Source organism: Bacillus sp. FSL K6-2865 (assembly GCF_040311405.1).
GTDB classification, from domain to species: Bacteria; Bacillota; Bacilli; order Bacillales; family Bacillaceae; genus Bacillus; species Bacillus velezensis.
In genome coordinates, this window is sequence record NZ_CP152036.1 from 487,847 (window position 1) to 513,521 (window position 25,675).

The following is a 25,675-nucleotide window of genomic DNA, read 5'->3' on the forward strand; positions in this document are numbered from 1 at the left end:
TATGCCAAGTAAAACAGCAGGACACGTAATGACGGAGCTGCTTGAACAATGGGGAGTCGGTCATATATACGGCATTCCCGGAGACAGCATTAATGAATTTATCGAAGAATTGAGACAAGAACGAAATAACCTGACATTCATCCAAACCCGGCATGAGGAAGTCGCAGCCCTAGCTGCCGCGGCTGAGGCAAAACTGACCGGGCAGATCGGTGTCTGCCTTTCAATCGCAGGACCGGGGGCCGTTCATCTGCTGAACGGTTTATACGACGCCAAAGCGGACGGCGTTCCGGTGCTGGCGATTGCGGGACAGGTGGCTTCCGATGAAATCGGCCGTGACAGCTTTCAGGAAATCAAATTAGAGCAAATGTTTGAGGACGTGGCGGTATTCAACCAGCAAGTACATACGGCAGAAGCGCTGCCCGATCTTCTGAATCAGGCGATCCGCACGGCTTACAGCAAAAAAGGCGTTGCCGTTTTAACCGTTTCTGATGATTTATTCGCGCAAAAAATCAAACGGGAGCCGGTTTACACATCGCCGATATACCTCAAAGCTGATATAGAGCCGAAAAAAGAACATCTCGTGACATGCGCGCAATATATTAACAACGCAAAAAAACCGGTCATTCTCGCCGGCCAAGGGTTAAAATCAGCAAAAGAGGAGCTGCTCGCATTCGCCGATAAAGCGGCCGCTCCGATTGTGATCACCCTTCCGGCAAAAGGCGTCGTGCCTGACAGCCATCCCCACTTTCTCGGGAATCTCGGGCAAATCGGCACAAAGCCCGCCTACGAAGCAATGGAGGAATGCGATCTGCTGATCATGCTCGGCACATCGTTCCCATACAGAGATTATCTCCCGGATGATACGCCCGCCATTCAGCTTGATTCAGATCCGGCGAAAATCGGCAAGCGCTATCCCGTCAATGCGGGAATCGTCAGTGATGCGGCTCTGGGGCTGAAAGAGCTGACGGAATACATTGAATATAAAGAAGACAGAAGATTTTTGGACGCCTGCACCGAGCACATGAAGCATTGGTGGAAGGAAATCGAAAAGGATGAAACCGAAGCGACTCATCCGCTCAAGCCGCAGCAGGTCATTGCCCGGCTTCAGGATGCGGCCGCAGAGGACGCCGTCCTGTCAGTGGATGTCGGAACGGTTACGGTGTGGATGGCCCGCCATTTTAAAATGAAGAAGCAGGACTTTATCGTCTCAAGCTGGCTCGCCACGATGGGATGCGGGCTTCCGGGAGCGATTGCCGCAAGCCTTGCCGAACCTGAGCGGCAGTCCATCGCTATTTGCGGAGACGGCGGATTTTCAATGGTGATGCAGGATCTGCCGACGGCTGTTAAATATAAACTGCCGATTACGGTTGTCATATTAAACAACGAAAATTTAGGCATGATTGAATATGAACAGCGGGTCAAAGGCAACATTGACTACGTCACCCAGCTGCAAAATATGGATTACGCCGCCTTTGCAGAAAGCTGCGGAGCAAAAGGCATCAAAGTGACGAAACACGAGGAATTGGCTCCTGCTTTTCATGAAGCGCTTAACTCAAATGAGCCGGTCGTCATCGACGCCGTCATCGGCGACGAGCCGCCGCTTCCGGGAAAAATCACTTACGGCCAAGCGAAGGGCTTCAGCAAATACATGCTGAAAAACTTCTTTGAAAACCAAAAAATCGAAATGCCGTCACTCAAGAAAAGCTTAAAACGGCTGTTTTAAGAAGGCGGCGCTTTTAAAAAATAAACAGGCAGCATGCCTGTTTATTTTTTTGTTGGGCGGCTTGCTTGCATATAGCCGTCCTAAACGAAAACGGAGATTGTGAAAAGCCACAGCTGGCGAGCGATGGCTGATCAAAAAACTTATGAAGGACCAGGACAGTTCATAACAAACGTGGTTCGCACATCAGCATCGCCCAGCCCTTATCAGCAAAAACAGAAACCAAGACAGGCGGGGCGACGTACACCGTCAAGAAAGGCGATGCTCTTTCTGTCATTGCACAGGAAACTGGCGTGAGCATGGCGACCCTGCAAAGGTTGAACAGTATCAAGGACCCGAATTTTATCAAAGTCGGCCAAGTATTAAAGCAGACGGACTCGGCCAGCTCTCCAACAAAAGGCAAAAAATCATCTTACACGCTGCCATCAGGCGTTTTTAAAGTGACAAGCCCCTTAACTAAGGGAACGGCCGTGAAACAGATCCAGACAGCTTTGGCGGCTCTTTATTACTATCCGGACAAAAGAGCAAAGAACAACGGAATAGATGGCTATTACGGTCCGAAAACAGCAAACGCAGTCAAACGATTCCAATCTATGTACGGGTTAACTGCTGATGGAATTTACGGACCGAAAACGAAAGCAAAAATGTTGTCTCTTCTGAAATAAATGAAACAGCCCTTTAATAGGGCTGTACCACAAATCTATATATTTCATAAAAATAAAGAAGTATATAGAATTGTGGTTCGCATCAATGGTAGAATGTGTTTGTTGGAAAAAAGTATTTCAAATACTTGTAAATTTGTATAAAATTTGAAGAATAACCTTACGAAGAAATAGTGAAACAACACATTGCCTGATAAACATTGTGCAAAACCCAAATCCTATAGTTCAGTTGGCACTGCATATCCCGATTTTGTGTCATTATGCACTAGATAGAAATGATTAAAATATCCTAAATAATTCAAAAAAGGTGTTTACAACCTTATTTGTATCCTATATCTTAGGAAAGAAGGAAAAATATTCAATAAGGGGATACTGACGTGAAAAAGAGTAAATTTTTACTTACCACCATGTTCTCTACAACTATGTTGATTTCCGGTTTAGGCTTGGGATTTGGGAAAAGTGCACATGCTGAAGGATTTCCGCAACTTACTAATGAAAAAGTCCAAACGGAAATACAGGAAATGAAAGATGCCGGCATGACAAGTGAGGAAGTACAGAAATTCTATGAAATGAGTAAAGAAGAGTATGCATATGTACAAGAACATGCAGAAGACTTGTATAAGGATTCCCAAAAAGAAATCAAAGAATTGAAAGCCTCTGGTCAAATTGATGAAGTTCTTCCTAAATACAAGGAGCCTGAATATCAGCCCAAGAACCAAATTGCAGCAAAAGCGTTAGGTACAAAAGGTGATGTTCTTACAAGCTATGAAATTAATTCTGGAAGTTGGTCTATTGGTGTAGGACATGCTGCGATTGTTTCAACTAACAAATCAAAAACAGTTGAAGCATGGGCGAAAAGCTGGAGCCCTATAAACCAAGATGGAGTTCGCAGATATAATAATAACTGGGGAAGTAAAAAGAAAGTTTATGGTCTATGGGTTAAAGGATCAAATAACAATAAGTATATAAACGCTGCAAAATATGCGGAAAAGCAAGCAGATAATAAAAAGAAATATAATTTCAACTTTTTAAATAAAAAGACAACTGCTAAATTTTATTGTTCTCAATTAGCTTGGCGTTCTTGGAAAAACCAAGGTATTGATATTGACAATGTCAAATGGGACACCGTTGTAACACCAATGGAGCTTGTAAAATCCAATAACACAACAATCTTTTATCACAAGGGTTAAACAAATTGACAAAAACAATCGGTGCTGCACCGGTTGTTTTGTCATTTCAAAGGGAGGAAAATATGAATAGACTTAAGACCCTGTTAATTTTCATTTGCATACTGATAGTCACAACCTCTTGCGGTCTCATCCCAACTGGGAATGAAAAAGAGGAAAGAAGCAGCAATCAAAAGACTGTATTAAAGGATATTGACAATGCAAAATTTATTGTTGGTTTTTCTAACACTTTAGATAGGGGAAGTGAGATTGGGGTTTACGGTGAAGATGGTATTAAAATGGATAGCTTGGAATTGAAAGATGGTATAAATTTCACGATGTCTTCACATAACAAAAATAATACGTTCTTCTCATCAAATAGAAGCAATAATCACTTGATGATAGACAATAAAACCGGAAAAATAAACAAAATAAATGAAAAGAGTTTGTCAAAAACAACTGAGGATGAAGGTGCTTTCTTTATAAATAGTTCTGACGGTTATATCATCCATGACATTAACGTTGGATATACAGACAAAGGGCTGGAAAGTGAACTGGTATATTGGAAGGGAAACAGCCGAAAAAACAAGAAACAAATAAAGCTTGACGGAGAACTTGGATCAGCAATCGTCGCTAAAAATAAAATTTATGTCATTTCAAGTGATGAAGAAAGTATGTCCATCCTTTCAATTAACCCAGAGACAAATAAGCAAGAGAACAAGGCATCCATACCGAATAAAGGGATATACTTCATGGATGAAAAGGATGCATTCCAAGCTCTAGATGAAAATACATTTGTACTGGCAGTTAATGATAACGTGAATGAGAAAGAGAATTCTAAGCTCATATTAATAGACAGAGAGACTCTTAAGGTAAAAAAAGAAGTCGAGATGGAGAAAGGGTTTCATCCTGCAAAATTGAAAATATTAAAAGATAGCATCTTAGCTGTTTCTTTTGAGGGGAAGCTGCAGGTGTTTGATAAAAAAATGGTTAAGAAAAAATCTTTTGATTTTTATGCTGGGGATGATAACAAATTAATGAATGATGTTCAATTCAATGACAGAGAGATGTATGTTTTACTCAAAAACTTTGATATCCAGCGTGATAACAAGCTTGGAGATATCACGTCTTATGATTTGAAATCAGGCAAAAAGGTAAAAACAATCCCGCTAAAAGCAAAAAAAGAGTGGGAAATTGCCCGGTTCGAAATTTTAAAATAAGTAGGAGGTGTTTATATTAGCCCGTTTTTGAGCCCTGCATATATCATACTCATTATTCTTCCGGCAGCTTCTTTTATGCTGGGGATAATAGGGTATTTCATCTTTAAAAAAGTATGGACTATGGTTGTCGTCGTATTGATCCTGTCATTGATATTTATGTTTGTTGTGATAGGGGCAGAGCCAACATTTTTAATTTGGGTGTTTATCATGACGGGAGCCTGCCTTATCTCCGGTTCAATCACTAAGACTATAATGAATTTTACAAAGCGAAAATATTAAATGGAATAATCAAGAGTGTACATCAAAACCATAATCCCAAAAATCCCGCGACGAAAATTGCGGGATTTTTTCGTTTGTGTTTATTGTAGGAAAAGTTATAATATTACAAAAATAGTGATTAGAGGGAGGGATAAGTGTGGACCAAGTTTTACCGTCGTCCCAAGTTGGTGTCAAGATCAATGAATGGTACAAAATGATTCGCCAGTTCAGTGTGCCTGATGCTGAGATTTTAAAGGCTGAAGTAGAACAGGAAATAGAGGAGATGGAAGAGGATCAGGATTTGCTTGTCTTTTATTCATTGATGTGCTTTCGTCACCAATTGATGTTAGATTCCTTGGAGCCGGAAGACAGATATAGAGATCGCCCTACAGTCGACGAACTGCTTGAAAAAATAGAAAAACCACAAAAAAGACTTACAGGCCTCTTGAAATATTACTCATTGTTTTTTCGTGGAATGTATGAATTTGATCATAAAGAGTATGTTGAAGCGATAAGCTATTATCGCAAAGCAGAGAGAGAGTTGAATGCTGTATCAGATGAAATGGAGCAAGCTGAATTTCATTACAAAATAGCTGATGCCTATTATCAAATTGATCAGCATTTTGTTTCCCTCAATCATTTAAAAAAAGCCAAGCAATTGTTTGAAAAAAGTCAACTATACAAAGTGAAAGTGATTGGCTGTAATATGATGGTCGGTGCTAACATGTACGATATGTACAGGCTGACGGAGGCAGAATCATATTATCGGGAAGCATTAAGTATCGCCCGTGGCTTGGATGAGGAAAAAGTGAAAAGAATTATCGGAGTGATCTTTCATAACTTAGGCTTAGTTTATTTAAGAGGGAAAAATTTGATTGCTGCTGAAGAGAATTTCAAAAAGGCAATAGACGTGAAAGAACATATTGATACAGTGTATGGAGTGAGATCATTATATATGATGGCGAATGTCCTGTACCAATGTGATAAAGCCAAGGAAGCACGTTTCTTTTATGAAACGGCTCTAAATCGTGCTCGGACTTCTAATGAAGAAGAATATTTGGCTAAATTAAAAATCATTAATTCATTATACGAAGAATATAATGAAACAGAAGTGAAACAAAGCTTAGGTTACTTGGAAAAGAAACGCCTTTGGTCTGATTTCGCAGAGCTAACCGAAAAATTAGGTGACTTTCATTTTGAGAAGAGAAACTATGTAGAGGGAAGAAACTTTTTAAAGAAAACCATACATGCCCAAACACAAATACTTAAGGTTACGGAGGCTATATAATGAAGAAACTTATAATCAGCTCCGCTTTAATCGGTATTCTTTTTACTGGATTATTAAGTGTGACAAATGTTTATACTGCTGAAATGAGTGACTCTGGAACTTTTTATATCGCTGAAAAAGCTATAAATATTTAAGTGTTCTCCAATTTTTGACCTCCACCTTTTAAGACTGGGGGATTTCTTTTTCTTATCCAGTAATCAACATACGCTGCCTCATAAGGTTCTTAACCGTTACTTATATTGCGTTCACCTTTCCGTTTTGCTGTGAAGTGTTTTCTTGAACGATGCATGCATGAGAAAGACGCCGTCCATTTTTAAGCCTATCTTCAATCATTCAAGGACAAACAAAAGAGCTATCGAGAAGATCTCGACAGCTCCTTTGTTTGTTGAGCGGCTTGCTTGCATATAGCCGTCCTAAACGAAAACGATGATTGTGAAAATCGGCAGCTGGCGAGCGATGGCTGATCAAAAAACTTATGAAGGACCAGTGCAATTCATCTCAAGAACAGCCAGAGAGCGGTCACAACAGCGATCATAAAGTAATCTCCCTCATTCAGTGTAGTTCCATTTTTGACAAACACAAGTGCCGTCCGGTTTGTCTTTGTCCCTTTCGGGGTTTTAAGCGCAATGTTCTTCCCTATATTGTAATAAACAATTTTAAACAAATGATACGCCAGCGAACAGAGTAAAAAGAGCAACATGAACTTGCCAATAAACAATATCATGTTTCATTACTCCCTATTGCAGTTTTTTCGTATGAATATATGACGGAAAAGTCAGGATGTTATATAAAAGAAGAAGTATTTTAAAGAGGCTGGTGTTATTCATTAATGAATGGCTCACCGTAACATCTCTAGATCCGGAATCATTTCAAAACGAAAGAGAAGCCCGAGGATTATTAAAAAACAGTCCCTAATTTGTCCGCTTATTTTTGAACATTTGATCCAAGATGAACATAAAGAGGGTGAATAAGAAGGACACCGTAATCATATCTATCAGAAATATATTAGAGGTTCTTTTTATTAATAGCAGCCATACCACCTGCAAAACTAAAGAAATAGAAAAATAGGATATATATGTCATGATTCTCATATTTGTTACCCCCTTAGCCTAATTTCTCTTTTGTGATCTTATCCAAATTAGTGAAAAGGATATCCAATCCCGAAAATAAGAAAGTAATGAACAATGAAAGAAGAATTTCTCCACCTTGAAATATAGATATGTTCTCAATGATATGATTGGAAACGTATTGGATTGAGAAGTAAACAGCAGCCCATGCAAAAATGAATTCAAGGATATAGGCTGACCAAGCAGGCAATGTCAAAACATGAGTCATTCCTTTTACAATTGCTGTAAGGATAAGCATATAAACTAAAGCTAAAATACTGACGACGACAGAAAATATGTATAAGTCTGAAAGTGAACCATAGATGATATATTCTCCGAAAAAATGATTTACAGTTACAGCTGCAAAATAAATAAACAGGCTAGGTACAGTTATAGCGAAGAACAGGGAGAATCCAATAAGCCCTATGAATGCTGCATGAGCTAAGCGGTTTGGCGGTGTATCCACGATCTCTTTTTTTAATAGAATCATAAAAATAAGAGATGAAATCACAAGGCAGCATAAGAAAGTGAGCAAAACAGTAAAAAAGACAGTCATTTTGACATCTCCAGTGAAAAAGTGCTATTAGAGTGAATCTAACAGCACTTTGCATTACTTTATACGTATTTTCCTGATGATCATTTATGAATGATTTTAAAATGCTTTCATTGCTAAAGTTGTCAAATGAGCGAGGTTTTTAGCCTGGCTGTCAGAAAGTCCGGACTTTTTAAGTGAAAGATAAAGATTCTTTTCCACGTCAGTCCAGCTTAAGGCGACATACTCGTTCAGCATTTTCTTTAAAACCGGTTCTATGTGTTCATTGAAAACGGATTCGAGTTCATTTCTTATTTTCTTTCCTGCTAATTTTTCAACAAGATTGAATAATTTTGTTTTATTTTTCAGCACTTCTCTGATTACATCTTTGACTGGTTTTGACACAGACGCATCGCTTTGTGCTTTAAGTCCGTAGGAAAATTGCGTATCAGTCTGATAAAAAAATGATTTGGTCGTTCCAGTGGCATTGGCAGTATTATTATGATTTTCTTTAGCTAAGGATGCGGGGACAAAAGCAGTAGTTACAAGGGCTAAAGATGCGGCAAACAGAATGCCTTTAGCTGCGTGTCTAATGGGAAATCCTCCTTTAGAAATGTAGTGTAGAGAGAAATGAAAGACTATGTATTTAGGCGGGACCGATATGATCCGCTTTGAACATTTTCCCCTCTCAGATACCATTCTATCAATAGGTATTTTTGGGGTAAATAGGATTTTAATACAGTATTTTTCTTATAATTCAAAATCTTCTTTAGCAGGATTCATTTTGGCTGCAGTTTCGACGAGATGGGACATGGGCTGGAGCCTATATAACACATGTACAGGCTGATTGAGGCGGAATCACATTATCGGAGCGGTTTTATAATTTAGGGTTAATGAATAAAAATAAACAGGCGGCATGCCTGTTTATTTTCGTTTGCGTGAAAGAGCGAAGAAAAACGGGAAGGCGGAGCCGGCCAATAACGTACCGAATAAAAACATGCCCCCGATGAACACATGATAGTTCACCCCGCCGATCCAAAGCCCCGTGATTAAGGAAACGATGCTTAATGCGATCATGAAAAAGCCGGGAATCAGACGTTTCTTACCCGTTGTCCGATAAGCGATAAGAGAACAGAAGATGCCGATGACAATCGGCACAATCCACAGATAAAAAAGGATAAATACTGACATAAGCAAAACTCCGATTTTTCTTCTATCATACCAAAAACGCCCGGAAAAAGATACGAACGGCACCCGGCGTCAAAAGAAAAACCGGCCGCAATGGCCGGTTTTTTCTAACGGAATGAATCGTAGATCACAAACAGATTAAGCGCGATCACCAAAACCGCAATCAGCCAGGCGAGAGCCGTCACCCATTTTCGGTTCGTCAGGGCGCCCATCAGGCGTTTGTTGCTTGTAAACATAATCAGCGGCACGAGCGCAAAGGAGATGCCGAATGAAAGAACGACCTGGCTCCATACGAGCGCTTCTGTGGCGTTGACCCCCGAGATAATGATGATCATCGGCGGAATGATGGTAATGAAACGCCGCAAATAAAGCGGGATACGGTAACGGATGAAGCCCTGCATGATAATATCGCCTGACAATGTGCCGACAGAAGAGCTTGAAAGTCCTGCGGCCAGCAGCCCGATCCCGAAGAGAATGGCTGAAGCCGGTCCGATATAGTGGCCGAATTGCTGATAAGCCACGTCTAAATCTTCTACATACAGCCCGTTCTTGAAGAAAAGCGCAGCAGCGACGATGAGCATGCTTGCGTTAATCGCCCCGGCGATCACCATCGCGATGAGAATGTCAATCGTCTCGAATCTAAAAATCTTTTTCCGCTCACTATCCGTTTTTCCGACGACACGGCGCTGTGTCAGTGCGGAATGTAAGTAAATGGCATGCGGCATCACGGTTGCGCCGAGTATCCCGGTTGCCAAGAGCACACTGTCCATTCCGTCAATTTTCGGGATAAACAGCCCCTCGAGAACGGAGGCGGCGTCAGGTTTGGCAAAGAAGGTTTGCAGAGCGAAGGCGATCACCACGACGAACAGAAGTCCGGCGATGCCCGCTTCCAGCGCCCGGTAACCCCGGCGCTGCAGCTCTAAAATCGCGAATGATCCGATCGCCGCGATAATGGCCGCTTCAACCATCGGTATGCCGAACAGCAGGTTGAGTCCGAGCGCCGCCCCGATAAATTCTGCCAGATCAGTTGCCATAATCACCAGTTCACCCTGTATCCACAGCCCGGCTGATACCCATTTCGGATACCGGTCTCTGGCGATTTCCGGAAGGTTTTTACCCGTGGCAATGCCGAGCTTCGCGGAAAGAACTTGGATTAAAAAAGCCATCAAGTTTGAAAAGAGGATGACCCACAGCAGCATATACCCAAATTTCGAACCAGCTGAGATATTCGTAGCGAAGTTTCCCGGATCAATGTAGGCAATCGCCGCGATAAAGGCTGGGCCTAAGAAAGGCAGAAGCCGCTTGAATCCCTTGCTTTTGCCGTCAAGTGCATCCTGCACGGCTTTTGCTTGCAGTGATTGTGCTGAGATGTCTTTGCTCATTATGTCTCACCTAAATTCCGATAGATTTTTAGCTAAATAACAAAAAGTTTCCTAGATGCAAATTATTTTATCTACATCATAAATCCGCTATTATAAGATGTCAAGTTCTTTATGTTCAATAAACCGGCACATTGATGCCCTGTTTTATCTATGATATGTATCCCGCCGAAGAAAGGTCCGAAAATGAAAACGGCATCGTTCCGGGAAAGAAGCGATGCCGTTCGCAAAGCGTGTTTCCGCGTCCGATCATGCGCGGATGCGTGGAGCGTTCTTTTAAAAAGGTGAACAGAGGACACTTGCCCATATCACTTCACAACTTTCTGTCCGCCCAGCTGATTTGAGAAAAAGACGCTGTATTTCCTCCGTTTTCCCGGGTAAATAGAATAATAATGTTTCTTTCCATTGGAAGATAAAACCTTTCTGTACCATTCAAATGACCTCCGGAAAAACTCCGGCCGCTCTGAATAAACGTTTGAATCAACGATATATCAGTGATTCCAGTCCAATAAACCGCTGTTATCTATCAAAAAAAAGAATCGGCATGGTCACTTGCGAAGAAAAGAAGTTGGAGCATTAGACTTATTTCAGTCTCCCGGGCGAAAAAGTATAATAACGTCAGGAAAGCTTTCCGGCCATATGATAAAAGAGGGGGAATTTTCTTGGTACGTCGTTTGTCGATCATTTCTTTAGCCATGATTTTTGCTGTTTCTTTATTCGCTTTTGGCGGCTCTGCATCAGCAGCAGCTTTCAAACCTAAAGCTGAACCGGACGTTTCCATTTTAGCCAGCGGGGGCACAGTCGGTATTTACGGTGCTAATATGCGCTCATGCTCTAAGGTCAGCTGTTCAACGATCACAACATTCTCAAGCGGTAAAAAAATTACAGGTTCTTGGGTAACCGGAGAATATGTTCAAGGCCACTACACCAATTCTAATAAATGGCTGAAAGTCACGTATGCAGGAGCGACAGGCTACGTTTCAGTCACCACACTATCTTATTATTACGGTTTATAATCAGAAAAACCTCGTTCTCTTGAGAGCGGGGTTTTTCCTTTATTCCGATTCAATTTCCGCGTTTCGTTTCATCATCGTGTTTCATCAGCTGATCGATTTCTTCCTTAGAAGCGTTTTTTTTCCACTCTTTCGCCTGACTTGTCGCAATGGGAATGGCCCGTCCTTCTTCATAACCCTCATCTACCATCGCATTCGCGATTTCGATCGCTTTTTTCTTCACAGGTTCCTCGAGATTCTTCAATGATTGCGGATAATCCTTCATAGACCAAGGCATGTCTATCACTCCTTTATGAAAAGTGTTTCCCGCCTGAAGAAAAAGAAAACCGCCTTATCAAAAAGAATGACAGCTAGTTTTACGAGAGACCAGCAATTTCCGAATAAAATATAAAGGATAAAGAAGCAAGTACAGATTGAATGCCCACCACATAAAATCAAAATCACCGATAAATACCCAAAAGGCAATCGCTTGCAGGCCTGAACAAAAGGTCAGCACAAGTGATATTAATGCGAAAGAGCGCCATAACGCATGTTTCCGTTTATAAAGAAACAAGCTGTACAGCCCGGTTATCGAAATGAAAATATCTAAGGGAAAGAATGACCAGTTCCAGGCCATGATCATGGCGTTATCATAATCTTTAAACACCATGTTTTTTGGAATCCACTCAAAAAAAGTAACAATCCAATAAACGATAAATCCAATATCTGTAATGAGGAAGAGAACCTTTAACCCTTTCATCATCTGTTTCTGTCCGTATGAACGCTGCTGCCGTTTAATGACGTTTCACTTTCAGAAATAAAGTTTAAGGAAACAACACCGATGATGATCAAAAGAACAGAGACAGCTTTTATGACAGAGAACTGTTCATGAAAGAAAAAAATTCCGATCATGGAAATCAGCACGATCCCCATTCCCGACCAGACCGCATACGCGATGGAGACACTTATATATTTCAAAGTCAAAGTAAGAAAACAAAGGCTGCCGATATAAAACAATAATAATAAAATACTTGGGACAAGTTTTGTAAATCCATTTGATAATTTCATGCTGACCGTACCCAATACTTCAAAAATGATCGCTAAACTTAAATAAATCCATTGCATTCAACATTCTCCTTCAATCGTATTATTCAAAATTATACAATATACAGAATTTGAAGAAAATTAAACAATGGAATGTTTTCCGGATAAAAAATTCGGCCGGGTGTAAAAAGAAAACGCCATAAAGGTATACTATGAACAAAGAAATCAGAAAGGACGTGCAGGACGGGTGACAGAAGAGCGGACAGACCTGGAAAGACAACTGAGAGACATTCAAAAATGGGAAAAGGCGCAGCAGAGGGTGATGTTCTGGCAAACATTCACCCGCTTGCCGTTTCAGCTTTTGGACAAGCTGACACCGCAATTTATTCAGAGGAAAATCGGACTCATTCTCGATGAAACGGGAACGTTTATTCAGTCAGGCGGACAGTACCTGACATCAGAAAAGCGCATCACGAAAAAGTTTCAAAAACGGCTGCCGCACGGTACATGTCAAACGCTTCACGACATCCGCATTGCGCCGCTTGCCGTCATGGACGAAATCGCAGAAGCCATAGCGCGTACAAGCGTAAAGGCCGCGACGGTGCAGGGAGCCGCAACGGGAGTCGGCGGCGTATTCACGCTGGCGGCAGACATCCCGGCGATGCTCGGCCTGTCCTTAAAGACGCTGCAGGATATCGCGGTTGCTTACGGCTTTGATCCGAAAGACAAAAAAGAACGCGTGTTTATCGTCAAATTGCTCCAGCTTGCATCCAGTGACGTCATCGGAAAAAAAGCGATCCTGCAAGATTTACGGCAATATGATCAAAACGACCGCGCCTATCAGCGCGTCGCCTCGCAAATCCAAGGCTGGCGGGAAGTCGTTTACAGCTATCGCGATACGTTCGCCGCGAAAAAACTGCTGCAAATGGTTCCGGCCGCAGGCATCATCTTCGGCGCGTCCGCCAACCGTTCAGCTTTAGAAAGCATCGCGGAAACAGGCATCATGCTCTATAAAAAACGCCGGATTCTAAAACGCATGAAGGATACAGAATGATAAAAAACCACCCGAAAACACATTCAATGTGTTTTCTTTGTTTAGCAGTTCTGAAATCGGGAAACCAACAACCAACACCAATTAAAGGAGGAATTCAAAAATGGCACAAGATAATAACAAAATGAGCAGAGAAGAAGCAGGTCAAAAAGGCGGAGAAGCGACAAGCAATAACCATGACAAAGAATTCTATCAGGAAATTGGTCAAAAAGGCGGAGAAGCCACTAGCAAAAATCACGACAAAGAATTCTATCAGGAAATCGGTGAAAAAGGCGGAGAAGCCACTAGCAAAAATCATGACAAAGAATTCTATCAGGAAATCGGTGAAAAAGGCGGAGAAGCCACTAGCAATAACCATGACAAGGAATTCTATCAAGAAATCGGCCAAAAAGGCGGAGAAGCCACAAGCAAAAATCATGACAAAGATTTTTATAAGGAAATTGGCCAAAAAGGCGGAAACAGACGAAGCAGCTAATAAAAGCATAAAAGGCAGACAACCTGCAGATCAAAAGCGATCCGGCGCATCAGCTGGATCGCTTTTTATTTTGGGAAAATCTTAATCTGAGCCGCCGTTGCGATACAATAAGATGAAAAAGGGGTTTTTCACTCGTGTCTGACATGCTGAATTTGCTCGCTATCGCCAATAAAGTTAAAGAAAAACACGACAATTTTTCAATCGCGGAGATCAATGACCACTGTGTGCGCCTCGCAGTGTTTACGGGAGAATATGACTGGCACCATCACCCTGACTCATGAATGGTTCATCGTTCTGGAAGGGGAGCTGCTGATCGATTTTAAGGACAAAGAAACCGCAGTGCTCAAGGCAAATGACAGCCTGCTCATCCCGAAAGGCACGATTCACCGCACCCGCTCTTACGTCAGAACCGTGAATCTGTGTGTTGAGCATACGCGTGCGAAAACAGTCATCACAGAGGAACGTCATGCTGATCAAAAAGATAGTATGTGAAACAGACGCTGCAAACGCTGAAGCATTTGCGCAAGCACAGTCAAGGCGGGGAGCATTATCATGTGTAAATGGCTTCGTCAAACAGGCCGGCGGGTGGCGGAAAAACGCAGACGGCCTGTTCATCGCAGAGATCATCAGCGTTTGGGAGAACAGACAGGCCTATGATGATTTTATGGAGAACGAACATGACCGCATATACGAAGAAAACGAGCAGAAGGCAGCGATTCTTTCAATAGAAGTGATGCTGTATGAAGAGGATGAACCTGTCATTCACGAGCTGTTACATCACCCGGACATCCGATACGAACCGGACTGGACGGTTCAGAAGGCATAATGAAAGCCCAAAACAGTTTGTTTTGGGCTTGTGTCTTTACTCGCGTCCGGGAAGCGTGTTGTGGACATACGGCGGGACAGGATCCAGCTTAGCTATTTCGCCGTGCGCTTTCGGTTCCTTTTCGTATTCAAATGGTTCTCCGTCCGGCGCTGTTTCCTTCAGCCAATTTTGTTCAGCGCTTTCTCCGCCATCTGAGAAATGAATAAGCTTATGGGAGAATGACTGTTTTTCCAGTGCCTTCGGGAATGTGGAAGGAACGATCGGGCCTTCCTGTTCTTCTAATTCTTTAATGGCCGCAAGCCATTGGTTTTGATGCATGGTATCGCGGGCCAATAAAAAGCTGAGCATATCTTTCACGCCTTTATCATCGGTCATTTCATACAGGCGTGCGACTTGAAGTCTTCCTTGTGATTCGGCGTTCAGATTGGCGCGGAAGTCTGCCAGAAGGTTTCCGCTTGCGACGATATAGCCTGCGCTCCACGGAACGCCCGTGCTGCTCTCCGGCATTGCGCCGAGTCCTGAGACAATTGCATGATGCGGATTCATCCCGCCTAAAATGGACCCGATGACCGGATCATCAGCCGCTTTTTCCTGCTCTGCCAGCGGGGCGTCTTCTAACAGTCTCGCAATCATCGTCGCGATCATTTCGACATGGCCGATTTCTTCCGTCGCGGTATCCATCAGAAGATCCTTATATTTTTCATTGCCCCGTGTATTCCATCCTTGGAACAAATATTGCATGGCGACGGATATTTCCCCGTATTGTCCCCCTAAAATTTCCTGCATCTTTTTTGCGAACAGCGGGTCAGGACGATCCGGTTTAGCCGGATGCTGCAGTTTTTTCGTATGTGTAAACATGTCTCCATCTCCTTTTTTTGCTCTGTCCCTATTTACTTCCCCGGCGGGAAAAGGGATGAAACGGAGATGGGCGTATTGGTCCTGCTAAGGCTCGCGGCGCAAGGATAACAAATCCTGCACAAGCCCGCGGCCGATTACCTGTTCATATTGTCCGTAAATCGGGTCGAGGCGTTTCATCCATGTGTTCTTTTCCGCTTTGCTCAGCACATGAATATGAATGGATGAATTCTTCTTTATCTCTTCAAGCTGGTCTTTATTCATTTTCTCAGCGGAGGCTTCGTTCCATTCCGTCGTTTCTCTCATCGCCTCCGTTAAGATGGTTCTCGTTTTTTCTGTCTGCGAATTCCAGAAATGCTCGTCGGTCATCACGGCATAACCGAGGTACCCGTGATTGCTGATTGTCAAATAATCTTGAACATTATAAAATTTTTTAGAATAGATATTTGAAATCGTATTTTCTTCTCCGTCTACGAGATTGCTTTCCAATAGCTGAAACGTGGAATTAAAGGAATCCTGCCGCGGGCGCGCGCCGAGCAGACGGTACTGGTCTTCGATCACGCTACTCGGCATGATCCTGAGCGCCTGTCCTTTCAAATCGTCCGGAGTGAAGATCGGTCCTTTATTTGACGTAAGCTGCTTAAACCCGTTCGTCCAGTACGCCAGACCTTTCAAATGATGCTTTTCTAAAGAAGCGAACAGGCGTGTGCCGATTTTGCCGTTGAGGCCTTCTTGCACGGCTTTATAGTTTGTAAACGCGTACGGCAGATCCAAAACACCCCATTCGGGAGACAGTGATCCGAGCTTTGAGGTGGAGGGAGCGATGAATTGCACGTCCCCGTTTTGGAGGGCGTTTATTTCTTCATTATCCGAATAGAGGCTCCCGTTTGGAAACACCTCTACTTTAATGGTGCCGCCGGATTTTTGATAGACAAGTTCGGCAAACTTATTCGCCGCCCGCCCTTTTGGCGTGTTTTCAGCAACGACATGGCTGAATTTGAAAACGATTTGATCTTTCAGGCCTTCCTGTTCGTCATCATAATACGGTTCTTCCGTTGAGAAACGATCATGAAAGCCGATGAATAAAGCGGTTCCGATACCGAGTACCATCAGGCTGAGACAAGTCAGCAAGCTTTTCATCGAAAACCCCCTCCGCCATTTTCTATAACAAGCATAATCGGGCGGGCCGTTTTCGTAAAGAGACGGAAAGGAAGAGGCCAATGACGAAAAAAAAGCTCACCATCCGCTGGAAAATCACCATACTTTCGTATATCGTCGTGCTTTTTACCTTTTTGATCGTCGGCATCGTGCTGATCGGCAATATTCAGCATACAGAGGAGCGCGAGCTGAAAAAACGGCTGATGAATACCGCGCGGACGGTATCTGAGATGACCGATGTCAAACGCGCCCTGGAGCAGAAAAAACAAAGGGAAGACGTGCGCCATGCGGTCGAAGAAATAAGGATCATCAATGAAGCGGACTACATCGTCGTCATGGATATGGATCATATCCGCTATTCACATCCCGTCAGCACAATGGTCGGAAAGCGTTCAAGGGGTGAGGACGAAGCCGCGGCGTTCGCCGAGCACATTTATTTTTCCGAAGCAAAGGGAGAAATCGGCACCGCCGTCCGCGCTTTTTATCCCATCAAAGACCGGGGTTTGAATCAGATCGGCGTCGTTCTGGCCGGTAAAACGCTGCCCGGATTCGGTGAAATTCTTCTTCAGCTGAAACATGAAATACTGTTTATCGTTCTGCTGGCGCTCGGGTTCGGACTGGCCGGCTCCTTTTTGCTGGCCCGCCACATCAAAAAACAAATGTTTTGGCTGGAGCCCCATGAGATCGTGAGAATGTATGAGGAACGGACCGCTACGTTTCATTCAATGAATGAGGGCGTCATCGCGATTGATAATCAGCATCACATCACCATTTTTAATGAAAAAGCGAAGCAGATATTCAATGTCAGACAAGAGACCGATGGCAGGCTGATCTGGGACGTGTTAAAAGATTCCCGCCTCCCTGAGATCGTCGAGCGGAACCGAGCCGTATATAATGAAGAAATCCAAGTCAGCGGAAAGGTGATCATGAGCAGCAGAATTCCGATCGTCATGAAAAAGAAGGTCATCGGAGCCGTCGCCATTTTTCAGGACAGGACGGAAGCGGCGAAAATGGCGGAAGAACTGACAGGTGTGAAAAATTTTGTCGATGCGCTCAGAGTTCAAAATCATGAACATATGAACAAGCTTCACACCATCGCGGGACTGATTCAGCTCGGAAAATCAGAAAAAGCGCTCCAGCTTGCTTTTAAGGAATCATCAGAACAAGAAAGCGTCACCGATTTTCTTCATCAGGCCATTCAGAATGACGCTGCGGCGGGGCTGCTGTTAAGCAAAATCAAAAGAGGAAAAGAGCTTGGCATTTCTGTGAAAATTGATGAAAACAGCAGTTTCTCGGCATTTCCGGAGCATGTCGACCAGCATGACATCGTCGTCCTGCTCGGCAATTTAATTGAAAATGCGTTCGGCGCATTCGAAACAGCGGATACGGAGGACAAACATATTGACATCAGTATCGAGCAAAATGATGAAGTGCTTGCTATATTAATAGAAGACAACGGAAGCGGGATTTCCGATCAGCACATCCCGCACCTTTATGACAAAGGGTTTACCGTCAATAAAACGGGAGGAACGGGATACGGCTTGTACCTCGTCAAACAAATCGTCGACAAAGGGATGGGCATTATTGAAGTCGACACACGGCAGGGACAGGGAACGGCATTTTCTATTTTATTTCCGATGAAGGGGGAGGAATCATTCGATGGACATCAAGGTGCTGCTTATTGAAGATGATCCGATGGTGCAGGAGGTGAATAAAGAATTTATCACCGGTGTTTCGGGGTTCAGCGTCATCGCCACAGCCGCTGACGGAGACGAGGGAATCAGGCTTATAAAAGATCTGAGGCCCGGGCTCGTGGTATTAGACGTATACATGCCGAAAAAAGACGGAATTAAAACACTCCAGGAAATCAGAAAACAAAAGCTCGAAGTGGACGTCATCATCGTCTCGGCCGCAAAAGACAAAGAAACAATCCAGCTTATGCTGCAAAACGGTGCGGCCGACTATATTTTGAAGCCGTTTAAGCTGGAGCGGATGAGACAGGCGCTCGAAAACTATAAACAATATAAACGGAAAATTGAAGAGCATGACACCATGTCGCAAGAGCAGCTTGACATGCTGCTTAAAATTCCGCAAAATCCGTCCCGGGATCTGCCGAAGGGGTTAAATCATTTTACGATGAATGAAATTTTGACCTATATGAAACAGCAGACGGAGCCGCTTTCAGCTGAAGAAGCCGCCAAAGCGCTCGGAATCGCCAGGGTGACAGCGCGGCGTTATCTTGATTTTCTTGAAAAAGACGGCCAGATTAAGCTCGACATTCAATACGGGGGAGTGGGCCGGCCGGTTAATCGCTACAAATTCGTCCGCTAGCCGAGACCAAAAAGACCAAAATGTCCGTTATGATCATAAGCTTCCCCTCTTTGTTTGAAAACGCTATCATTTTTGTATAGACGCAGCGAGAGGCAAGGGGGAGTAGGGATGAAAATTTTCAAAAATCTTACGGTGCAGGTCATCACGGCGGTTATCATCGGCGTCATTGTCGGACTTGTATGGCCTGAGGCCGGGAAGCAGATGAAGCCGCTCGGCGATACATTTATCAATGCGGTAAAAATGATTATCGCACCGATCATATTCCTGACGATCGTGCTTGGCATCGCCAAGATGGGAGACATGAAAAAAGTCGGCAAAGTCGGGGGAAAAGCATTTATTTATTTTGAAGTCGTGACCACCATCGCCCTTATTATCGGACTTCTGGTCGTCAATATCATGAAACCCGGTGAGGGGCTTGATTACAGCAAGCTTGAAAAAGGGGATGTCTCTCAGTACACGCAAAACGGGGGACAGGGGATTGACTGGATTGAATTTATCACTCACATCGTTCCGTCAAATATGGTTGACGCTTTCGCAAAAGGCGACATTCTTCAGGTCTTATTCTTTTCTGTTTTATTCGGTGTCGGCCTGGCGGCGCTCGGTGAAAGAGGCAAAAGCATTATTGATTTCTTCGATAAACTGTCGCACGTTTTTTTCAAAATCATCGGCTACATCATGCGCGCGGCGCCGATCGGCGCATTCGGGGCCATGGCCTATACGATCGGGCACTTCGGCCTTGATTCCATCAAGCCGCTGGCGAGTCTGATGCTGTCTGTATACGTTACGATGTTCCTGTTTGTATTTGTCGCTTTGAATATCATTTGCAAACTATTCGGTTTCAGCTTGTGGAACTATCTCCGTTTTATTAAAGATGAACTGCTCATCGTTCTCGGCACAAGCTCTTCTGAGTCCGTCCTTCCGCGGATGATGGATAAAATGGAGCGCTACGGCTGTTCCAAATCGGTTGTCGGCCTTGTCATTCCGACGGGATATTCTTTTAACCTGGACGGCACCTCGATTTATCTGTCCATGGCGACGGTTTTTCTGGCGCAGGTGTTCGGCGTTGACCTTACCATCGGCCAGCAGGTTACGATCATTCTCGTGCTGATGCTGACATCAAAAGGCGCGGCGGGCGTAACCGGAAGCGGATTTATCGTGCTCGCCTCCACTTTATCGGCGCTTCAGGTTATTCCGCTGGAGGGGCTGGCGCTGCTCCTCGGCGTCGACCGCTTTATGAGTGAAGGAAGGGCGATCGTCAACCTGATCGGAAACGGAATCGCCACCATCATCGTAGCCAAGAGCGAAAATGAGTTTGACGAAGCGAAAAGCACACAGGCCGTAAAAGAAATGAAAACGGCGGTATAAAAGGAAAGGAACGGTATGCATCGGGCATGCCGTTCTTTTTTTCGGCCGCCATGAGTAAAAAAGATAAATTTGTTTAAATTTATTAGGAGGTGGACAAAGACCTTAGCGTCATTTTGTTATATAATTTACAATTAGAGAGTGAAAGATGAAATCTAAGGGCTTTTTGTCCTAGCAGGAGTGTATAAATGGCGGCTATTTTTAAATTTTTTCAGCATCCGGGTGTCAGACGTTTTTCCGTTTTTCTTGTTTTGACTGGGGTGTTAGTTGTATTCCGAAGTATGATTAATTTGATTTTGCTTACGTTTATTTTTACTTTTCTGATGGATCGGCTGGAGACTGTCATCCGGCACGTGTTGAACCATTTTTTCCGGATCAGCCAGAGGGTGGTCATCACCGTTTTATATATTGCGCTGGCTGTCGGGGCGACTGTCGGAGGCTTTGTCTTTTACCCGATTGTTGCCAAGCAGATTGAACAGCTGATTAAGCAGATCAAGCACATCGCGTATCATCCCGATGTCATTCCGTTTTATGATGAGATATCGAGCGTGTTCGGCGATATCAATATCGGTTCCTATGTAAAAGAAGGTTTTAATGTACTGTATACATACTTGGCCGATATCAGCACTTTCGGTTTGCAGGTCGTGATGTCACTGATTCTCAGCATGTTTTTCCTGTTCGAGAAAAAGCGGCTCACGGAGTTTATGAAAAAATTTCAGCACAGCAAGCTGTCTGTTTTTTACTACGAACTTGCTTATTTCGGCAGCAAGTTTGCGAGAACATTCGGCAAAGTGCTTGAAGCCCAATTTATTATCGCGCTGGTGAACTGTATCCTCACTTTTATCGCATTGGCGATTCTGCATTTTCCGCAGCTGTTCGGCCTGTCAATCATGGTCTTTTTCCTCGGGCTCATTCCCGTTGCGGGTGTGGTGATTTCGCTCATTCCGCTCAGCATCATCGCATATACGACGGGCGGCGCAGCGTATGTCATCTACATCGTGCTGGTCATTTTCGTCATCCATGCGATTGAGACGTACTTCCTTAATCCGAAACTGATGTCAGCGAAAACGGAACTGCCGATCTTTTTTACCTTTACAGTTCTGATTTTCTCGGAACATTTCTTCGGCATTTGGGGCTTGATTATCGGAATTCCGATTTTTGTGTTCCTGCTTGATATTCTGGATGTCGTCAATAATGAAGAGAAGGAAAAAAACGGACCGGTCCCGGATAAGACATAACGTCGGCTCCGGCTCTTCACGAATATATGACTAATGTTATAATGCAGACAGTGCCTATGTACGGGCACTGTTTATTTTTTGTGAAAAAGGAGGAAGGCTGTATGACTGAGCCGATTTTACATATTGAAGGCCTTGACAAAACAATAGGCAAAAAGCACATTTTAAAAAACATCAGCATGGATGTCAGGCAGGGCGAGATCATCGGTTTGCTCGGTCCGAACGGGTCGGGAAAAACCACACTTATCCGAATCATCGTCGGTCTTTTAAAGAAAAACAGCGGCACGATTACAATTAACGGCTTTCAGCACGATGCTGATTTCGAAAAAGCGCTTGAATCTGTCGGAGCGATCGTGGAAAATCCTGAATTCTACCCGTACCTGACGGGGTGGGAAAATCTGAAGCACTTTGCCAACATGCACAAAAACATCAAAGAGGACAGGCTTCAGGAAGTCATCGAGCGGGTCGGGCTCACCAATGCCGTTCATGACAAAGTTAAAACGTATTCCCTTGGCATGCGTCAGCGTCTCGGAATTGCGCAGGCCATTCTTCACCGTCCGAATCTGCTCATTTTAGATGAACCGACAAACGGGCTTGATCCCGGCGGAATGAAGGATTTCCGCGATCACTTAAAGGAACTCGCGGAGCTTGAAGGGACGAGCATCCTTTTTGCGACGCATTTATTGCGTGAAGTGGAGGACCTTTGCGACCGTGTCATCATCATTCAAAAAGGTGAGATCAAAACAGAGGTTGTTCTGCGCGGCGCTGAGGAAAAAGAAGAAAAAGCCGTCCTCGACATTCAGCCGGCTGACGAAGCATTCGAATGGCTGTCCCAACAGCAATTTGCTCCGGAGAAAAACGGCGGGGACATTACCGTCACCGTAGCGAAGAAAGACATCCCGGCATTAAACCGTGCGCTCGTCGGACAAGACTTTCTCGTGTATTCCATCATGCCGTATGCGGAATCGCTGGAGGATGAATTCATGAAAGTGACGACGGCGCTTCAAGAGGAGGGGGAGACGAATGTTTAAATTGACAGCGAATGAGCATATGAAACTCTTTAACCGAAAAGTCTCATTAGTGGCGCTGATTCTGATGGCCGTTCTCCAATTTATTATGGCGCTTGTCATTAAACGGCTTGTCATCAGTTCCGGAACGGATGAGAATTTCATCGGCTATATGGCGTACGCGCCCGGGCTGAATATTCTGCTTGAGGCATTAACGATCGTGATCGCGGCAACAATCATTTCCGCTGAATTTGATAAGAAAACGATCAAATTTTTGTTAATCCGCCCGGTAAAGCGGGAGCGGATTTTTGTATCTAAACTCATTACCGTATTTTTGGTCAGCTTGTACCTGTATGCGGCGTACTATATTCTGTCTCTGCTGTTCGGTATGGCTTTCTTCGGCGTGTCGGTGACATCTGAATCAGGGACGCTTCTTATGAACACCCTGAAAGTAATCGGCACGAACTGGGTCGAGGCGTTTGCGATGGCATGCTTTGGCTTGTTGTGTTCTTCTGTATTCCGAAACAGCGCAACGGCCGTCATTTTGTCATTTATCGTGCTGTACGGCGCAAAATCACTCGTGACGATTATGTCGCTCTTCCAAAACAAATGGGGAAGTTTTCTGCTGTTCGCAAATACTGACCTGACGCAATATATGAGCGGGGCGAAACCGCTGTTTGCGGGAATGACGCCGTTATTTTCCGCAGGCATTATCATTATCCATATCGTATTCTTCTTAGCCGTCGCTTGGTGGAGCTTTTGCAAACGCGATGTTCGGGTATAAAGTAAAGGAATGACATTTTTGTGAAAAAGATCACGATAAATCAATAATTTATGCTATTTTGATTTATAATAAAGGTAATGACGGAGGTGCTCACTTGAGAAATTTTATTACCGCATTACCGATTGTGTTATTGCTTGGTTTTTCCTTTGTGTCATTCATGTTCCAATTCGAACATCTTGTTTATTTCAGGCTTGCGCTGGGTTTGTTTTCTACAGTGGGGCTGTTTCTCTTATATAAAATGAAGTCGGGATTCCGTTATTTCATCATCTACCTGTATGCAAGCTGGATCGTGCTTGCGGCAGTTACCGCGTTTGAAGAGCCGATTTTTTCAAGCTTTTTCTTTGGCGGGCTTGTGATGACGATGGGTTATCTCACATATATGCTGATTTATCTCGGGCTTAAGCAGGACCGCGGCCCGGAAGCAGTCTGAACGCGCTATTCCATGGAATAGCGTGTTTTTTTTGTACAGCCTCACAGTTGCGAAACGAGACTTGAATCTCTATAATACTTATTAACTTTATCGGAATTATAATGGGGGGATTCCAGTGTCTTTATGGATACAGAATGAACGGCAGAGGGAATGGATGGAAAAAATCGGCCTGCTTGCAGACGAATTTCAAAAAACAGCCGCGCTTGATGATGAGGCGGGCCGTTTTCCCGCGGAGAAAATTCAAAGACTGCGCGACGCGGGATATACGGCGTTAACGGTACCTGAGGTATTCGGCGGTGCAGGCATTTCCGTTTATGATATGGTGCTGTTTCAGGAACGGCTGGCGCGGGGAGACGCGGCCGTTGCTCTCGGAATCGGCTGGCATTTATCCGTCATGGGTGAGCTCGGAGAAGGAAACAGCTGGGATGAAGATGTCTTTTCATTTATCACAGAAGAGGTGAAAAAGGGAGCTGTCCTGAACAGGGCAGCGACGGAACGGCAGACCGGCAGTCCGACGAGGGGAGGAAGACCCGGCACCTCCGCTGTCAAAAAAGACGGAAAATGGGTGCTGAACGGCCGAAAAACCTTTACAACCCTTTCGCTGACTTTGGATTATATGCTTGTGACGGCATGGATTGAAGAAAAACAAACGACCGGTGTTTTTCTCATTCATAAAGATCAGTCAGGCGTTTCAGTCGAAGAAACATGGGATATGATTGCCATGAAGGCGACCGGAAGCCATGATCTCCTTTTAGATCATGTCACGGTCCGTGACGAGCGGCTTGTGGAGCTTATCAGCGGGCCGAGAGCGGCGAAAGTGAATGGCTGGCTGCTTCACATTCCCGCTGCTTATCTGGGCATCGCTCAAGCGGCAAGGGACTATGCCGTCCGGTTTGCATCCGAATATTCGCCGAACAGCCTGAACGGACCGATTAAAGACGTGCCGGCCGTTGGGCAGCGTGTCGGGGAAATGGAGCTTGAATTGTTAAAAGCGAGACAGTTTCTCTTCACGGCGGCGCAAATGTATGATGACCCGAAACGCCGCCCTTTCATCAAAAGCGAGCTCGGCGCGGCAAAACATATTGTGACAAATGCCGTCCTTTCTGTTGTTGATAAAGCAATGAGAATCACCGGCGCAAAAAGCCTGGAGCGAAACAATCCGCTTCAGCGGTATTATCGGGATGCCCGGGCCGGCCTTCACAATCCGCCGATGGACGATGCAGTCATCGGCAAATTAGCGGCGGAAGCCTTCAAGCAATAAAAAAAGAGCCTGAAAAAGGCTCTTTTTATGTATGGCTGTTGGGCCGGAGCAGTTTTTGATGCTTGCGGTCAATTCTGTCATAGATCACATTCATCAGCTTTTGATTATTCATAATGGCCGCCTTGTTTTCTTTTATCAGCTGTTCGTATGTTTTTATTTTACGTTTCGCCATGAGCCCGCACCTTCCTTACATATTTGTATTCGCTTTCTAATTCTCCGAGCGATAATTCATATAAATGCCGTTCCGACTTTTTGTATATTCCGTTATTGATCAGCAAATGGATCAGATGTTTTTTTCGTCCTTCAACTGATGATCTGAGCTGAGGAGAAGACCTCATGATTACC

General features: G+C 44.1%; 30 protein-coding genes and 3 pseudogenes. 20 read left to right on the top strand and 13 right to left on the bottom strand.

The annotated features are described in order from the left end of the window. The first annotated feature begins 1 nt into the window (after position 1). From NYE42_RS02300 to NYE42_RS02330, 7 genes and pseudogenes are all read left to right on the top strand, one after another. On the top strand, positions 2–1,723 hold the full coding sequence (locus NYE42_RS02300; RefSeq protein ID WP_094032334.1) for a pyruvate oxidase: 1,722 nt from the start codon (positions 2–4) through the stop codon (positions 1,721–1,723). A 209-nt stretch (positions 1,724–1,932) separates the two neighbouring features. Continuing rightward, positions 1,933–2,385 (top strand): annotated as a pseudogene (locus NYE42_RS02305) (peptidoglycan-binding protein); the annotation flags it as partial. Between the two features lie 419 nt (positions 2,386–2,804). Then, positions 2,805–3,572 carry a YiiX/YebB-like N1pC/P60 family cysteine hydrolase gene (locus tag NYE42_RS02310; protein ID WP_080760371.1) on the top strand — a complete coding sequence of 256 codons (768 nt, stop codon included), beginning with the start codon at positions 2,805–2,807 and terminating at the stop codon, positions 3,570–3,572. A gap of 62 nt (positions 3,573–3,634) precedes the next feature. After that, positions 3,635–4,768 carry a hypothetical protein gene (locus tag NYE42_RS02315; RefSeq protein ID WP_144664559.1) on the top strand — a complete coding sequence of 378 codons (1,134 nt, stop codon included), beginning with the start codon at positions 3,635–3,637 and terminating at the stop codon, positions 4,766–4,768. Positions 4,769–4,843: 75 nt separating this feature from the next. Next, a complete protein-coding gene (locus tag NYE42_RS02320) occupies positions 4,844–5,047 on the top strand; it encodes a DUF2651 family protein (protein WP_228767510.1) in 204 nt (67 codons plus the stop codon). 136 nt (positions 5,048–5,183) lie between these two features. After that, positions 5,184–6,314 (top strand): Rap family tetratricopeptide repeat protein, encoded by a 1,131-nt coding sequence (locus tag NYE42_RS02325; protein ID WP_039062639.1) that lies wholly within the window; start codon positions 5,184–5,186, stop codon positions 6,312–6,314. Next, entirely contained in the window at positions 6,314–6,448 is a 135-nt protein-coding gene (locus NYE42_RS02330; protein ID WP_254922222.1) for a hypothetical protein, read from the top strand. The genes NYE42_RS02325 and NYE42_RS02330 overlap by 1 nt, the downstream gene beginning before the upstream one ends. Before the next feature lie 359 nt (positions 6,449–6,807). Here NYE42_RS02330 and NYE42_RS02335 read toward each other — a convergent pair whose 3' ends face one another. From NYE42_RS02335 to NYE42_RS02360, 6 genes are all read right to left on the bottom strand, one after another. After that, entirely contained in the window at positions 6,808–7,038 is a 231-nt protein-coding gene (locus NYE42_RS02335; RefSeq protein WP_094032125.1) for a hypothetical protein, read from the bottom strand. Positions 7,039–7,225: 187 nt separating this feature from the next. Continuing rightward, positions 7,226–7,405, bottom strand: a complete 180-nt coding sequence (locus tag NYE42_RS02340) for a hypothetical protein (protein WP_020955348.1) — start codon at positions 7,403–7,405, stop codon at positions 7,226–7,228. 13 nt (positions 7,406–7,418) lie between these two features. After that, complete coding sequence (locus NYE42_RS02345) at positions 7,419–7,976, bottom strand: hypothetical protein (RefSeq protein WP_342497206.1); 558 nt, start codon at positions 7,974–7,976, stop codon at positions 7,419–7,421. A gap of 96 nt (positions 7,977–8,072) precedes the next feature. Next, positions 8,073–8,651, bottom strand: coding sequence for a hypothetical protein (locus NYE42_RS02350; RefSeq protein WP_169510081.1), 579 nt, complete (start codon positions 8,649–8,651; stop codon positions 8,073–8,075). A gap of 225 nt (positions 8,652–8,876) precedes the next feature. Then, positions 8,877–9,143: a hypothetical protein gene (locus tag NYE42_RS02355; protein WP_007609521.1), complete on the bottom strand. Its 267-nt coding sequence runs from the start codon at positions 9,141–9,143 to the stop codon at positions 8,877–8,879. A gap of 104 nt (positions 9,144–9,247) precedes the next feature. Next, positions 9,248–10,525 carry an Nramp family divalent metal transporter gene (locus NYE42_RS02360; RefSeq protein ID WP_088005335.1) on the bottom strand — a complete coding sequence of 426 codons (1,278 nt, stop codon included), beginning with the start codon at positions 10,523–10,525 and terminating at the stop codon, positions 9,248–9,250. A gap of 656 nt (positions 10,526–11,181) precedes the next feature. On the opposite strand from NYE42_RS02360, the gene NYE42_RS02365 reads away from it, so the two are divergent. Next, complete coding sequence (locus NYE42_RS02365; RefSeq protein ID WP_007410203.1) at positions 11,182–11,535, top strand: hypothetical protein; 354 nt, start codon at positions 11,182–11,184, stop codon at positions 11,533–11,535. Positions 11,536–11,593: 58 nt separating this feature from the next. Here NYE42_RS02365 and NYE42_RS02370 read toward each other — a convergent pair. The 3 genes and pseudogenes from NYE42_RS02370 to NYE42_RS02380 all read right to left on the bottom strand — a co-directional run. After that, positions 11,594–11,809 (bottom strand): annotated as a pseudogene (locus tag NYE42_RS02370) (DUF2188 domain-containing protein); the annotation flags it as partial. Positions 11,810–11,866: 57 nt separating this feature from the next. Beyond that, positions 11,867–12,274, bottom strand: coding sequence for a DUF5360 family protein (locus NYE42_RS02375; RefSeq protein ID WP_080130819.1), 408 nt, complete (start codon positions 12,272–12,274; stop codon positions 11,867–11,869). Continuing rightward, positions 12,271–12,636 carry a multidrug efflux SMR transporter gene (locus tag NYE42_RS02380; RefSeq protein ID WP_094032123.1) on the bottom strand — a complete coding sequence of 122 codons (366 nt, stop codon included), beginning with the start codon at positions 12,634–12,636 and terminating at the stop codon, positions 12,271–12,273. The genes NYE42_RS02375 and NYE42_RS02380 overlap by 4 nt, the downstream gene beginning before the upstream one ends. A 166-nt stretch (positions 12,637–12,802) precedes the next feature. Between NYE42_RS02380 and NYE42_RS02385 the strand changes: the two genes are divergently transcribed. From NYE42_RS02385 to NYE42_RS02400, 4 genes and pseudogenes are all read left to right on the top strand, one after another. Further along, complete coding sequence (locus NYE42_RS02385) at positions 12,803–13,609, top strand: EcsC family protein (protein ID WP_265451279.1); 807 nt, start codon at positions 12,803–12,805, stop codon at positions 13,607–13,609. A 100-nt stretch (positions 13,610–13,709) separates the two neighbouring features. Beyond that, on the top strand, positions 13,710–14,081 hold the full coding sequence (gene gsiB, locus NYE42_RS02390; RefSeq protein ID WP_015416859.1) for a glucose starvation-inducible protein GsiB: 372 nt from the start codon (positions 13,710–13,712) through the stop codon (positions 14,079–14,081). A 134-nt stretch (positions 14,082–14,215) separates the two neighbouring features. Then, positions 14,216–14,573: pseudogene (locus tag NYE42_RS02395) on the top strand (cupin domain-containing protein). After that, a complete protein-coding gene (locus NYE42_RS02400; protein ID WP_342497207.1) occupies positions 14,548–14,907 on the top strand; it encodes a DUF4937 domain-containing protein in 360 nt (119 codons plus the stop codon). Before NYE42_RS02395 ends, NYE42_RS02400 begins: the two are co-directional and overlap by 26 nt. Before the next feature lie 36 nt (positions 14,908–14,943). On the opposite strand, the gene NYE42_RS02405 is transcribed toward NYE42_RS02400, so the two are convergent. Both NYE42_RS02405 and NYE42_RS02410 read right to left on the bottom strand, forming a co-directional pair. Then, on the bottom strand, positions 14,944–15,765 hold the full coding sequence (locus tag NYE42_RS02405) for a manganese catalase family protein (RefSeq protein ID WP_012116856.1): 822 nt from the start codon (positions 15,763–15,765) through the stop codon (positions 14,944–14,946). Positions 15,766–15,849: 84 nt separating this feature from the next. Further along, the gene (locus tag NYE42_RS02410) at positions 15,850–16,902 is read right to left on the bottom strand and encodes a TRAP transporter substrate-binding protein (RefSeq protein WP_039252664.1); all 1,053 of its coding nucleotides are present in this window, start codon (positions 16,900–16,902) and stop codon (positions 15,850–15,852) included. 80 nt (positions 16,903–16,982) lie between these two features. Here NYE42_RS02410 and NYE42_RS02415 point away from each other — a divergent pair, with 80 nt between their 5' ends. The 8 genes from NYE42_RS02415 (at position 16,983) to NYE42_RS02450 (ending at position 25,330) form a co-directional block, all read left to right on the top strand. Further along, the gene (locus NYE42_RS02415) at positions 16,983–18,605 is read left to right on the top strand and encodes a sensor histidine kinase (RefSeq protein ID WP_039252661.1); all 1,623 of its coding nucleotides are present in this window, start codon (positions 16,983–16,985) and stop codon (positions 18,603–18,605) included. Continuing rightward, positions 18,580–19,251 (top strand): response regulator, encoded by a 672-nt coding sequence (locus tag NYE42_RS02420; RefSeq protein WP_003156219.1) that lies wholly within the window; start codon positions 18,580–18,582, stop codon positions 19,249–19,251. Before NYE42_RS02415 ends, NYE42_RS02420 begins: the two co-directional genes overlap by 26 nt. 108 nt (positions 19,252–19,359) lie before the next feature. Then, complete coding sequence (gene dctP / locus NYE42_RS02425) at positions 19,360–20,616, top strand: C4-dicarboxylate transporter DctP (protein ID WP_012116859.1); 1,257 nt, start codon at positions 19,360–19,362, stop codon at positions 20,614–20,616. Between the two features lie 185 nt (positions 20,617–20,801). Beyond that, positions 20,802–21,851: an AI-2E family transporter gene (locus tag NYE42_RS02430; RefSeq protein ID WP_251257307.1), complete on the top strand. Its 1,050-nt coding sequence runs from the start codon at positions 20,802–20,804 to the stop codon at positions 21,849–21,851. 101 nt (positions 21,852–21,952) lie between these two features. Continuing rightward, complete coding sequence (locus tag NYE42_RS02435) at positions 21,953–22,879, top strand: ABC transporter ATP-binding protein (protein WP_094032120.1); 927 nt, start codon at positions 21,953–21,955, stop codon at positions 22,877–22,879. Further along, a complete protein-coding gene (locus tag NYE42_RS02440; protein ID WP_007410217.1) occupies positions 22,872–23,639 on the top strand; it encodes an ABC transporter permease in 768 nt (255 codons plus the stop codon). The genes NYE42_RS02435 and NYE42_RS02440 overlap by 8 nt, the downstream gene beginning before the upstream one ends. Positions 23,640–23,733: 94 nt before the next feature. Further along, entirely contained in the window at positions 23,734–24,069 is a 336-nt protein-coding gene (locus NYE42_RS02445) for a hypothetical protein (protein WP_007410218.1), read from the top strand. A 115-nt stretch (positions 24,070–24,184) separates the two neighbouring features. After that, on the top strand, positions 24,185–25,330 hold the full coding sequence (locus NYE42_RS02450; protein WP_342497209.1) for an acyl-CoA dehydrogenase family protein: 1,146 nt from the start codon (positions 24,185–24,187) through the stop codon (positions 25,328–25,330). Positions 25,331–25,355: 25 nt separating this feature from the next. On the opposite strand, the gene fbpB is transcribed toward NYE42_RS02450, so the two are convergent. Together fbpB and NYE42_RS02460 are read right to left on the bottom strand one after the other, a co-directional pair. Next, entirely contained in the window at positions 25,356–25,502 is a 147-nt protein-coding gene (gene fbpB / locus NYE42_RS02455; RefSeq protein ID WP_241457911.1) for a Fur-regulated basic protein FbpB, read from the bottom strand. After that, entirely contained in the window at positions 25,489–25,668 is a 180-nt protein-coding gene (locus tag NYE42_RS02460) for a Fur-regulated basic protein FbpA (protein WP_003156203.1), read from the bottom strand. The genes fbpB and NYE42_RS02460 overlap by 14 nt, the downstream gene beginning before the upstream one ends. Positions 25,669–25,675: the final 7 nt, after the last annotated feature.